This window comes from Streptomyces sp. NPDC059248 (assembly GCF_042753905.1).
GTDB lineage: Bacteria > Actinomycetota > Actinomycetes > Streptomycetales > Streptomycetaceae > Streptomyces.
Genome location: NZ_JBHYZV010000137.1, coordinates 1 through 11188, shown reverse-complemented (window position 1 = coordinate 11188; position 11188 = coordinate 1). Strand labels below are relative to the sequence as shown.

Below are 11188 nucleotides of genomic sequence, written 5' to 3'. Positions count from 1 at the left end.
CCCTTTTTATATACTGGGTTTTTGTGGTGGGCTGTGTTTTTTTTTATTATCCCACTGTCCCCCCGCCCCCCGTGTCGGGGGGTGGGCCCCCGCTGCCCCAGGCGCGGGTCACCACCGGCACCACCCCACCAACGCCCAACCCGCCAGTCCCGAAGGGCAGGTGATGGCCTCGGGCGGCGCCCCGAACCCGTAACCCGGGCTCGGTGCCGTCGCCGGGCCGCGCACAGTGCTTGCTTATGTCATCCGGCGATTGTTCGCCGTCGCCATGATGCTGTTGGTCGTGACCCTGACGACCTTCGTCATCTTCTTCGTGCTCCCCAAGTGGGCCGGTTCCGATCCGGCGTATCTGTTCGCCGGCAAGCAGGCCGACCCCGTCGCGATCGAGGGAATCCGGAAGAAGCTGGGTCTCGCCGATCCCGTACTGGTGCAGTTCTGGAACTTCGTCCAGGGCATCTTCGCCGGCCGGGAGTACGCCAACGGCACCGACGTCACCAAGTGCCCTGCCCCCTGCTTCGGCTACTCCTTCCGTACCGAGCAGGCGGTCTGGCCGCAGCTCACCGAGGCGATCCCGGTCACCCTCGCGCTCGCGGGCGGTGCCTGTCTGCTCTGGGTCGTCGGCGGAGTCTCCACCGGTGTGGTCTCGGCCCTGCGCCGGGGCACCATCTGGGACCGGGCCGCGATGACCGTCGCCCTGGCGGGCGTCTCGCTCCCCATCTACTTCACCGGCCTGATCTCGCTCGCCGTCTTCAGCTGGCAGCTCGACTGGGTCAGCGGCGAGTTCGCGGCCCTCGGCGACGATCCCGCCCAGTGGTTCCAGAGCCTGATCCTCCCCTGGATCACCCTGGCTTTCCTGTACGCCGCGATGTACGCCCGGCTCACCCGCGCCACCATGCTGGAGATCATGGGCGAGGACTACATCCGGACCGCGCGGGCCAAGGGGCTGACCGAACGCGTCGTCATCGGACGGCACGCCATGCGCTCCACCTGGACGCCCGTCCTCACCCTGCTCGGGCTCGACCTCGGCGCGCTGCTCGGCGGTGCCGTGCTCACCGAGTCCACGTACAACCTGCCAGGACTCGGCAAGCTCGCCATCGAGTCCATCAGCTCCAAGGACCTTCCGCTGATTCTCGGTGTCACCCTCTTCGCCGCCCTGTTCATCTGTGTCGCGAACCTCGTCGTGGACATGCTGTACGCCGTCGTCGACCCGCGTGTGAGGCTCTGATGAGCGAGTTGAAGAAGTCCGGGGCCGGGGCCCCGGCCACCGTGCCCGGTGCGATCGCCCCCGTCGGCTCGCCCGCGCCCAGCGCGTTCCTGGAGGTCCGCGACCTCAAGGTGCACTTTCCCACCGACGACGGCCTGGTCAAGTCCGTGGACGGGCTGAGCTTCCAGCTGGAGAAGGGCAAGACCCTCGGGATCGTCGGCGAGTCCGGCTCCGGGAAGTCCGTGACGTCCCTGGGCATCATGGGGCTGCACACCGCCGGTCAGCACGGCCGCGGCCGGGCCCGGATATCCGGCGAGATCTGGCTCGACGGGCAGGAACTCCTCGGCTGCGACCCGGACGAGGTACGCAAGCTCCGCGGCCGCCGGATGGCGATGATCTTCCAGGACCCGCTGTCGGCGCTGCACCCGTACTACACGATCGGCAAGCAGATCGTGGAGGCGTACCGGGTCCACCACGACGTCGACAAGAAGGCCGCCCGCACCCGGGCGATCGAGATGCTCGACCGGGTCGGCATCCCGCAGCCCGACAAGCGCGTCGACAGCTATCCGCACGAGTTCTCCGGCGGCATGCGGCAGCGGGCGATGATCGCGATGTCGCTGGTCAACAACCCCGAACTGCTGATCGCCGACGAACCGACGACGGCCCTCGACGTCACCGTCCAGGCGCAGATCCTCGATCTGATGCGCGATCTCCAGAAGGAGTTCGGCTCCGCCGTCGTCATCATCACCCACGACCTGGGCGTCGTCGCCGAACTGGCCGACGACATCCTGGTGATGTACGGCGGCCGGTGCGTCGAACGCGGCCCCGCGGAGCAGGTCTTCTACGAGCCCCAGCACCCCTACACCTGGGGTCTGCTCGGCTCGATGCCGAGGATCGACCGCGACCAGACCGAGCGGCTCATCCCGGTCAAGGGCTCACCGCCCAGCCTGATCAACATCCCCGACGGCTGTGCCTTCCATCCGCGGTGCCCGTACGCCGATGTGCCCAAGGACAATGTGACGCGCACCGTCCGCCCCGAACTCCAGCAGGCGGGCGGCTGGCACTTCTCCGCCTGCCATATGGCGAAGGACGAGCGGACGCGGATCTGGACCGAAGAGATTGCGCCCAAGCTGTGAGTGACAACGTGAAGATTCCCCAGCAGGCCGACGGGGCCGGTGCGGACTCCCGGCCCGAGTCGCTGCTCAAGGTCGAGGGCCTGGTCAAGCACTTCCCGATCCGCAAGGGTCTGCTGCGGCGCCAGACCGGGGCCGTACAGGCCGTCGACGGGCTCAGCTTCGACATCCGCTCCGGCGAGACGCTGGGTGTGGTGGGCGAGTCGGGCTGCGGCAAGTCGACCATGGGGCGGCTGATCACCCGGCTGCTGGAGCCGACCGCAGGGCGGATCGAGTTCCAGGGCCATGACATCACCCACCTGGGCGTCGCCGGGATGCGCCCGCTCCGCCGCGACGTCCAGATGATCTTCCAGGACCCCTATTCGTCGCTGAACCCCCGGCACACCATCGGCACCATCGTCTCCGCGCCCTTCAAGCTCCAGGGCATCGAGCCGGAGGGCGGCGTGAAGAAGGAGGTCCAGCGGCTGCTGGGCCTGGTGGGGCTCAACCCCGAGCACTACAACCGCTATCCGCACGAGTTCTCCGGCGGTCAGCGCCAGCGGATCGGCATCGCCAGGGCGCTGGCGCTCAAGCCCAAGCTCGTCGTCGCCGACGAACCCGTCTCGGCGCTGGACGTCTCGATCCAGGCGCAGGTCGTCAATCTCCTCGACGACCTCCAGGACGAGCTGGGGCTGACCTATCTGATCATCGCCCACGACCTGTCCGTGATCCGCCATGTCTCGGACCGGATCGCGGTGATGTACCTCGGCAAGATCGTCGAGCTGGCGGACCGCAAGTCGCTCTACGAGTCGCCGATGCACCCCTACACCAAGGCGCTGCTCTCGGCGGTGCCGGTACCGGACCCGCGACGGCGGGGCGTCAAGAGCGAGCGGATCCTGCTCAAGGGCGACGTCCCCTCGCCGATCTCGCCCCCGGCGGGCTGCCGCTTCCACACCCGGTGCTGGAAGGCGACGGAACTCTGCAAGACGCAGGAGCCGCCGCTGATCGAGCTGCGCCCGGGGCAGCAGGTGGCCTGTCACCACCCGGAGAACGCGGCGGACCAGGCGCCGGGCGACACGGTCCTGGAGTCGGCGCGGGAGGCGGTCGAGGTGGTCTCCGCCGTTCCGAAGGCCGTGGAGACGGAGTCCGGGGCGGATTCCGAGACGGAGTCCGGGGTGGCGGCAGAGACGGATTTCGGGGCGGCGGCTGAGGCCGGGGCGGAGTCGGCACCGGAAGCCGGTGAAGCCGATGGCGACGAGCCCGCGGCCGGGGCGGCGGAGGCGGACGGGGAACCGTCCGGGAAGCCGTCCGGGAAGCCGGACGCGGAGGACACCGGGAAGTAGCCCGCGGGAGCGGAACGGAATCCGCGCCGGACAAACGGCACAATCGTCCGGTGCTCCAAGAACTGTTCACGCCCTCCGTCCAGCATGCGCTCGACCTCGCCGGAATCTTCGTCTTCGCGATCTCCGGCGCGCTGCTCGCCGTCCGCAAGAACTTCGACGTCTTCGGAATGGCGGTACTCGCCGAGGTCACAGCGCTGGGCGGAGGGCTGCTGCGTGATCTGATCATCGGTGCCGTGCCCCCGGCGGCCTTCACCGAGCTCGGCTATTTCCTGATGCCCCTGGTCGCCACGGCCCTGGTCTTCTTCCTGCACCCCGTCGTCGAACGGATCCAGACCGGCGTCAACGTCTTCGACGCGGCCGGCCTCGGCCTGTTCTGCGTCACCGGGACCACCAAGGCGTACGAGTACGGCCTCGGCCTGACCTCGTCCGCGGTGCTCGGTGTGGCGACCGCGGCGGGCGGCGGCGTCCTGCGGGACGTCCTGGCGAACGAGGTGCCGTCACTGCTCCGCTGGGACCGCGATCTGTACGCCGTCCCCGCCATCGTGGGCGCCACCATGGTCGCGCTCTTCATCCGGTTCGACACCCTCAACGCCTTCACCAGCGGTATGGCTGTTCTGACCGCCTTCGTCCTGCGGCTGCTGGCGATCCGCTTCCACTGGCGGGCCCCGCGCGCCTGGAACCGCCGCTCCACGGCGACGGAGGAGATCTGAGCCCGGGACCCCCGGAAAGCTACCGCTTAGTATTGAGCTGGGGTACGGTGCCTCCATGGCACAGGCAGCTCAGGCATCCATAGGAAACAGCGAGTTCGACCGGGACACCGCCGTCGTCCCGCGGGGCCCCGGCGTCTACGACGTCCACCTCGCGCCCGGGTGGACGATCCTGCACGCCGTCAACGGCGGCTATCTGCTGGGACTGCTCGGCCGCGCCCTCGGGGACGCGCTGCCCCACCCCGACCCCTTCACTCTCTCCGGGCACTTCCTGAGCGCCTGCGTCCCCGGGCCCGCGGTGATCCGCACCCAGACCGTCCGCACCGGCCGTACGCTCGCCACCGGTCAGGCGTCGCTCTTCCAGACCGACGAGGACGGCCGGGAGGTCGAACGCATCCGGGTCCTGGCGACCTACGGCGATCTGGACGCCCTCACCGACGAGGTCCGCACCTCGGCCACCCCGCCCGCCCTGCCGCCGTACGAGCAGTGCGTGGGCCCCGCCGACGCCCCCGGTCTCGATCTTTCGAAGACCTGGGCGATCCTCGGCCGGCTGGACATCAGGCTGGACCCGGCCACCGTCGGCTGGGCGCTCGGCGCCCCGTCGGGCAAGGGCGAGGTCCGGGGCTGGTTCACCCTCGCCGACGGCCGTGACGCCGACCCCCTCTCCCTGCTGCTGACCGTGGACTGCCTCCCGCCCACCGCCTTCGACCTGGGCCTCAAGGGCTGGACCCCCACCGTCGAACTCACCGCCCACATCCGCTGCCGCCCGGCGCCGGGCCCGCTGCGGGTCGCGATCTCCACCCGCAATCTCGCGGGCGGCTTCCTGGAGGAGGACGCCGAAGTCTGGGACAGCCGGGACCGGCTGGTGGCCCAGTCCCGCCAACTGGCGAAGGTTCCCCGCTGAGATCGGTCACTGCTGTGGCTGTCGCCGCCGCCGCCGTCGTCGCCGTCGCCGTCGCCGCCGTGTGACCGGGCCCGGCGGGGGCGGGTGAGTGCCGCCGCTCCTCGTCCTCGTGGAGCCCGGTCCACCCCCCCGGCCCGCCGCTCCGGGAGCCGTGCCGCCCCTCGTACCCCTACGCGCGGGGAATGCACCCCCTCCCCGCCTCGTAGAATCGGGGCCACCATGGCCTACCTCGACCACGCAGCGACCACTCCGATGCTCCCGGAGGCCGTCGAGGCGATGACTGACCAGCTCACCGCGTTCGGCAACGCGTCGGCGCTCCACGCCGCCGGGCGCCGGGCCCGCCGTACCGTCGAAGAGGCGCGCGAGACCCTCGCCGACGCCCTGGGCGGCCGCCCCAGTGAAGTGGTCTTCACCTCGGGCGGTACCGAGGCGGACAACCTCGCCGTCAAGGGCCTCTACTGGCAGCGCCGTGACGCCGACCCCCGGCGCACCCGGGTCCTCGCCAGCCCCGTCGAGCACCACGCCGTGCTCGACGCCGTGGAGTGGCTGGGCGAACACGAGGGCGCCACCGTGGAGTACCTGCCTGTCGACGCCTACGGGCGGGTCCACCCCGAGGCCCTGCGCGAGGCCGTGGAACGCGACCCCGGCGACATCGCCCTCGCGACCGTCATGTGGGCCAACAACGAGATCGGTACGGTGCTGCCGGTCGCCGCGCTCGCCGCCGTCGCCGCCGAGTACGACATCCCGCTCCACGCGGACGCGGTCCAGGCCTTCGGCCAGCTCGACGTGGACTTCGCCGCGTCCGGGCTCGCGGCCATGACGGTCTCCGGCCACAAGATCGGCGGGCCGTACGGCATCGGCGCACTGCTCCTGGGCCGGGACTACTCCCCGGTTCCGGTCCTGCACGGCGGCGGCCAGGAGCGGCATGTGCGCTCCGGCACCCTCGACGTCCCCGCCATCGCCTCCTTCGCCGTGGCCGGACGGCTGGCCGCCGAACGCCGTGAGGAGTTCGCCCGGGAGGTCGGCTCCCTCCGGGACCAACTCGTCCGGGCCGTGCTCGACGCGGTACCGGACGCGATCCTCGGCGGCGACCCCGAGGACCGGCTCCCGGCCAACGCGCACTTCTCGTTCCCCGGCTGCGAGGGCGACTCGCTGCTCCTGCTCCTGGACGCCCAGGGCATCGAATGCTCCACGGGATCGGCCTGTACCGCCGGGGTGGCCCAGCCCAGCCATGTCCTCCTCGCCACCGGCACCGACCCCGATCTGGCGCGCGGGACCCTCCGCTTCACCCTCGGCCACACCTCCACCACGGCGGATGTGGAAGCGGTCGCCAAGGCGATCGGGCCGGCGGTCGAACGGGCCCGCACGGCGGGCCTGAGCTGAGTGCTTCGGAGCTGAGGGCTCCGGGGCTCCATCCGGGGCTCCGGGGCCCGAGGGCTTCCGGGCCCGGTCTCCCGAAGCCCCGTCCGTCAGGAGCGCGCCGTGTTCCGCCGCCGTGCCTCGGGCAGCGCCTCGCGCACCAGCCGCAGATAGCGGTCCCAGTCCCAGTGCGGCCCGGGGTCGGTGTGGTCGGTCCCCGGCACCTCCACATGCCCGATGATGTGCTCCCGGTCCGCGGGCAGCCCGTACCGTACGCAGATCCCGGCCGTCAGCCGGGCCGACCCCGCGTACATCGCGTCCGTGAAGTCCTGCGGCCGGTCCACGAAGCCCTCGTGCTCGATCCCCACACTGCGCTCGTTGAAGGAACGATTTCCCGCGTGGAAGGCCACATCCAGCTCACGGATCATCTGGGCCACATGACCGTCCTTGCGGACCACGTAGTGCGTCGCCGCCCCGTGCCCCGGATCCTTGAAGACCCGCAGCGCCGTCGGGAAGCTCCCCTGGACCACATGGATGATCACCCGGTCGATCCGGTAGTCGTCTGGCCGGTCGGCCAGCCGCCAGTTCGCCTTGGACGCCGCGGCCCACTGGGCCCCCATGTGATCCAGCTCACCCTCCTTGCGGGGCTTGGACACCCCCGGCACCCGCCACCACAGCCCGCTCAGCTCGTCGCGCGCCAGCAGCCCGCCGCCCGCCAGCGCCGCGGCACCGCCCAGCAGCAGCCCACGACGGCCGATCCGCCGCCGCGGACGGCTGTGCCCCCGGCCCCCGCCGGCGGCGTCCCCGGCCGCCTCACCCCGCTCGGGCCGCTCTTCCGTCCCGCCGTCCGGACGTTCCTTCACCGGCTCCGATTCGTGTCCCATGTCTCCTACGACGCATACTCGCGAGCTCTCGTTTCACGAGGACCGTACTCTGGTAGGGCTATGACTCAGACGACTCCCCAGCGCCCGCTCCGGGTGCTCGCCGCCATGTCCGGGGGCGTGGACTCCGCCGTCGCCGCCGCCCGTGCCGTCGAAGCCGGTCACGACGTGACCGGCGTGCACCTCGCGCTCTCCGCGAATCCGCAGTCCTTCCGTACCGGGGCCCGCGGCTGTTGCACCATCGAGGACTCGCGCGACGCCCGCCGCGCCGCCGATGTGATCGGCATCCCCTTCTACGTCTGGGATCTCGCCGAACGCTTCCGCGAGGACGTGGTCGAGGACTTCGTCGCCGAGTACGAGGCCGGACGCACCCCCAACCCCTGTCTCCGCTGCAACGAGAAGATCAAGTTCGCGGCGCTGCTGGACAAGGCCCTCGCCCTCGGCTTCGACGCCGTGTGCACGGGCCACTACGCCACCGTCGTGCAGCACGAGGACGGCGGCCGCGAACTGCACCGCGCCAGCGATATGGCCAAGGACCAGTCGTACGTCCTCGGTGTCCTCGACGAGCGCCAGCTCGCCCACGCCCTGTTCCCGCTCGGGGACACCCTCACCACCAAGGACGAGATCCGGGCCGAGGCCGAGCGCCGGGGGCTCGCAGTGGCGAAGAAGCCGGACAGCCACGACATCTGCTTCATCGCCGACGGCGACACCCAGGGCTTCCTCGCCGCCCGGCTGGGCCGCGCTGAGGGCGACATCGTCGACGAGAGCGGCGCCACGGTCGGCACGCACGACGGCGCCTTCGGCTTCACCATCGGCCAGCGCAAGGGCCTGCGGATCGGCCACCCGGCCCCCGACGGCAAGCCGCGGTACGTCCTCGACATCTCGCCCGTCAACAACACCGTCACCGTCGGCCCCGCCGAGGCGCTCGACGTCACCGCACTCACCGCGATCCGGCCCCGCTGGTGCGGGACGGCGCCCGAGGGCCCGGGGACGTACACCGCCCAACTGCGCGCCCACGGCGGCGAGACCCCGGTGACGGCGGTCGTCGACAACGGCGAACTGCGCGTCGAGTTCGACCAGCCGGTACGGGGCGTCGCCCCCGGGCAGGCGATCGTGCTGTACGACGGCAGCCGTGTCGTCGGCTCGGCGACCATCTCCGCCACCCGGCGCGCCACCGCCGCCGTCTGAACCCTCCGGGGCCGTACGACCCTCTCCGGGGAGCCGTACGGCCCCGCCCCCCTACAGGTCCCTCTGCGCGGGGCCTGTAGAGGGCCGGTGGTACGGAGCCCCGGCCCTGTAAAGGACCGGTGGTACGGGGCCGGCCGGCTCAGGTCGCGAAGAAGGTCTCCAGGACGGGCGCCAGGACGTACGGCGACGCCTCGTGCGTCTGCCCCGTCAGGGTCCGGTGGCGCCCGCGCGGCAGCGCCTCCGCCACCAGCCGCGCCGCCTCCCGGACCGCCGGCGGACTGGCGCCGCCGTCCGTGACCATGACCCGCACGGGGACCTCGTGCAGCAGACACAGCGGTACGGAACCGTCACCCAGGACCGCGTAGTCGTACGGCAGGGTATGCGCGACCGCCACCAGCCCCGACCACATAGGTGAGCTGCGCATCCGCGCCACCATCTCGTCCGCCGTCCCGATCAGGCCCAGGAAGAGCGCCAGCGCGTCCCCGGCCCGGCCCTCGGCCACCAGCGCGCGCGTACGCGCCACATGACCCGCCGGCGGCCGCCCGGGGCGTACGGCCGGATCGAACGGCGGCTCGTACACCGACAGATGCGTCACCGGCAACCCCGCCGCCGCCGCCCGCAGCGCCAGCACACCGCCCGACGACATCCCGTGCACCCGGGCGCTGCCACCCGCCTCCTCGATGACGGCCGCCAAGTCCTCGATCTCCCGCTCCACCGCGTACCCGCCGGGATCGCCGCTGCCGCCCCGGCCCCGCCGGTCATAGGTGAGCACACTGAACCGCGCGGCGAGCAGATCGGCCAGCGGCCCATCGGTCGCCGCCGTGCTCAGCGCGCCGCCCACCAGCACCACCGGGGGCCCGTCGCCCCGCCGTTCGTACGCGAGAGGTGTCCCGTCCGCCGACCGCGTCCGGTCCAGCGTGCGGATCGTCTTGTCCATGAGAGTGCTGACCGGGCGGGACTCCCCGACTCATCGCTCCCCGGCGGACTTCTTTTCCCGGACCGCCCACAGCGGGCCGGGAACCGGCCCCGGCGGGCACCCGAGCCGTACCCCGTCCCGTACCGTGACGCCATGAGAATCTGCGTCTTCCTCTCCGCCGCCGACCTCGACGAGCGGTACACGGGACCGGCCCGCGAGTTCGCCGAACTGCTCGGCAAAGGCGGCCACACCCTGGTGTGGGGCGGTTCGGAGAGCGGCCTCATGAAAGTCGTCGCCGACGGAGTCGCGGAGACCGGCGGGCGACTGGTCGGCGTCTCGGTCGACTTCCTCGCCGCGACCGCGCGCGCCGGAGCGGACGAGATGGTGATCGCCCGCGACCTCGCCGAACGGAAGGCCCTGCTGCTGGCCAAAGCCGACGCCGTGGTGATCATGGTCGGCGGCACCGGGACACTCGACGAGGCCACCGAGATCCTCGAACTGAAGAAGCACGGCCGGCAGAACAAGCCGGTCGTGCTGCTCAACACGGCCGGCTTCTACGACGGGCTGAAAACCCAATTCCGGCGGATGGAAGCGGAAGGCTTCCTGCCCGTACCCCTCACCGACCTGGTGTTCTTCGCCGAAGAGCCCGCCGCCGCACTCGCCTACCTCGAAGAGGCACTCGGCGCGTGACGGGACACGCCCCGATGGCAGCGCGCCGCCCCGAAATGCGAGCATGACCGTCATGACCACGCACCTGATCACCGGGGCCGGATCGGGCATCGGCGCCGCCGTCGCCCGCAGACTCCACGAGCGCGGCGACGACCTCGTCGTCCTCGGCCGCGACGCCGGACGGGCCAAAGAGGTCGCGGCCCACTACCCGGGCGCCCGCACCCTGGTGGCCGATCTGGCCGAACCCGACCGGATCTCCTGGGCCCTCTCCCACCAGGACGTCCCCGACCGGATCGACACCCTGCTGCACATCGCGGGCGTCGTCGACCTGGGCACCGTCGGCGACCTCACACCCAAGGCATGGCACCACCAGCTCAACACCAACCTCATCGCCCCGGCCGAACTCACCCGCCTGCTCCTGCCCCAGCTACGGGTCTCCCAAGGACAGATCGTCTTCGTGAACTCGGGCGCCGGACTCACCGCCCACGCCGAATGGAGCGCGTACGCCGCCTCCAAGCACGGCCTCAAAGCCCTCGCCGACGCCCTCCGCGCCGAAGAGCACGGCAACGGAATCCGAGTGACATCCGTCTACCCCGGACGGACCGCCAGCCCCATGCAGGCCAAGGTCCACGCCCAAGAAGGCCGGGAGTACGACCCCGCACGCTGGATCGACCCCGAGTCCGTGGCCACCGCGATCCTCACCGCGATCGACCTCCCCCGAGACGCCGAGATCAACGACCTCACAGTCCGACCCGGTCGCTGAGTTTTTAGGGCTCGGTTCGCCTCCGGGGCGCTTCAGCCCCCTTTTTTCAAGGCTCGGTTCGCCTCCGGGGCGCTTTAGCCGTGTTCTTCAGTCGACCGTGCTCGACCGCTCGTTCCTCGCGGCCTGCGCGCGCTCTCCTTCCAGA

At 71.2% G+C, this 11188-nt stretch carries 11 protein-coding genes; 9 read left to right on the top strand and 2 right to left on the bottom strand.

The window, feature by feature from the left end; translation table 11 throughout:
• Positions 1 to 250 precede the first annotated feature (250 nt).
• The 6 genes from ACFXG1_RS32310 (at position 251) to ACFXG1_RS32285 (ending at position 6650) form a co-directional block, all read left to right on the top strand.
• Positions 251 to 1222, top strand: coding sequence for an ABC transporter permease (locus ACFXG1_RS32310; RefSeq protein WP_384715043.1), 972 nt, complete (start codon positions 251 to 253; stop codon positions 1220 to 1222).
• Positions 1222 to 2337 (top strand): ABC transporter ATP-binding protein, encoded by a 1116-nt coding sequence (locus ACFXG1_RS32305; protein WP_384715046.1) that lies wholly within the window; start codon positions 1222 to 1224, stop codon positions 2335 to 2337. Before ACFXG1_RS32310 ends, ACFXG1_RS32305 begins: the two co-directional genes overlap by 1 nt.
• A complete protein-coding gene (locus ACFXG1_RS32300) occupies positions 2334 to 3656 on the top strand; it encodes an ABC transporter ATP-binding protein (RefSeq protein ID WP_384715049.1) in 1323 nt (440 codons plus the stop codon). The genes ACFXG1_RS32305 and ACFXG1_RS32300 overlap by 4 nt, the downstream gene beginning before the upstream one ends.
• A gap of 50 nt (positions 3657 to 3706) precedes the next feature.
• Entirely contained in the window at positions 3707 to 4366 is a 660-nt protein-coding gene (locus tag ACFXG1_RS32295; RefSeq protein WP_384715052.1) for a trimeric intracellular cation channel family protein, read from the top strand.
• Positions 4367 to 4421: 55 nt separating this feature from the next.
• The gene (locus ACFXG1_RS32290) at positions 4422 to 5267 is read left to right on the top strand and encodes a thioesterase family protein (protein WP_384715055.1); all 846 of its coding nucleotides are present in this window, start codon (positions 4422 to 4424) and stop codon (positions 5265 to 5267) included.
• A gap of 219 nt (positions 5268 to 5486) precedes the next feature.
• The gene (locus tag ACFXG1_RS32285; protein ID WP_384715058.1) at positions 5487 to 6650 is read left to right on the top strand and encodes a cysteine desulfurase family protein; all 1164 of its coding nucleotides are present in this window, start codon (positions 5487 to 5489) and stop codon (positions 6648 to 6650) included.
• A gap of 86 nt (positions 6651 to 6736) precedes the next feature.
• Here ACFXG1_RS32285 and ACFXG1_RS32280 read toward each other — a convergent pair whose 3' ends face one another.
• On the bottom strand, positions 6737 to 7510 hold the full coding sequence (locus tag ACFXG1_RS32280) for an N-acetylmuramoyl-L-alanine amidase (protein ID WP_384715061.1): 774 nt from the start codon (positions 7508 to 7510) through the stop codon (positions 6737 to 6739).
• Between the two features lie 60 nt (positions 7511 to 7570).
• Between ACFXG1_RS32280 and mnmA the strand changes: the two genes are divergently transcribed.
• Complete coding sequence (gene mnmA / locus ACFXG1_RS32275) at positions 7571 to 8695, top strand: tRNA 2-thiouridine(34) synthase MnmA (protein WP_384715064.1); 1125 nt, start codon at positions 7571 to 7573, stop codon at positions 8693 to 8695.
• Between the two features lie 139 nt (positions 8696 to 8834).
• Here the strand turns inward: mnmA and ACFXG1_RS32270 are convergent, their stop codons facing one another.
• Entirely contained in the window at positions 8835 to 9632 is a 798-nt protein-coding gene (locus ACFXG1_RS32270) for an alpha/beta fold hydrolase (RefSeq protein ID WP_384722220.1), read from the bottom strand.
• Between the two features lie 132 nt (positions 9633 to 9764).
• On the opposite strand from ACFXG1_RS32270, the gene ACFXG1_RS32265 reads away from it, so the two are divergent.
• Together ACFXG1_RS32265 and ACFXG1_RS32260 are read left to right on the top strand one after the other, a co-directional pair.
• The gene (locus ACFXG1_RS32265) at positions 9765 to 10301 is read left to right on the top strand and encodes a TIGR00730 family Rossman fold protein (RefSeq protein ID WP_384722217.1); all 537 of its coding nucleotides are present in this window, start codon (positions 9765 to 9767) and stop codon (positions 10299 to 10301) included.
• Positions 10302 to 10353: 52 nt separating this feature from the next.
• Positions 10354 to 11043, top strand: a complete 690-nt coding sequence (locus ACFXG1_RS32260) for an SDR family oxidoreductase (RefSeq protein ID WP_384722214.1) — start codon at positions 10354 to 10356, stop codon at positions 11041 to 11043.
• Positions 11044 to 11188 lie beyond the last annotated feature (145 nt).

Coding starts and splice junctions, on each gene's coding strand:
- ACFXG1_RS32260 (WP_384722214.1), top strand. CDS start 10,354: ATGACCACGCACCTGATCACCGGGGCCGGATCGGGCATCGGCGCCGCC.
- ACFXG1_RS32305 (WP_384715046.1), top strand. CDS start 1,222: ATGAGCGAGTTGAAGAAGTCCGGGGCCGGGGCCCCGGCCACCGTGCCC.
- ACFXG1_RS32285 (WP_384715058.1), top strand. CDS start 5,487: ATGGCCTACCTCGACCACGCAGCGACCACTCCGATGCTCCCGGAGGCC.
- ACFXG1_RS32270 (WP_384722220.1), bottom strand. CDS start 9,632: ATGGACAAGACGATCCGCACGCTGGACCGGACGCGGTCGGCGGACGGG.
- ACFXG1_RS32280 (WP_384715061.1), bottom strand. CDS start 7,510: ATGGGACACGAATCGGAGCCGGTGAAGGAACGTCCGGACGGCGGGACG.
- mnmA (WP_384715064.1), top strand. CDS start 7,571: ATGACTCAGACGACTCCCCAGCGCCCGCTCCGGGTGCTCGCCGCCATG.
- ACFXG1_RS32265 (WP_384722217.1), top strand. CDS start 9,765: ATGAGAATCTGCGTCTTCCTCTCCGCCGCCGACCTCGACGAGCGGTAC.
- ACFXG1_RS32290 (WP_384715055.1), top strand. CDS start 4,422: ATGGCACAGGCAGCTCAGGCATCCATAGGAAACAGCGAGTTCGACCGG.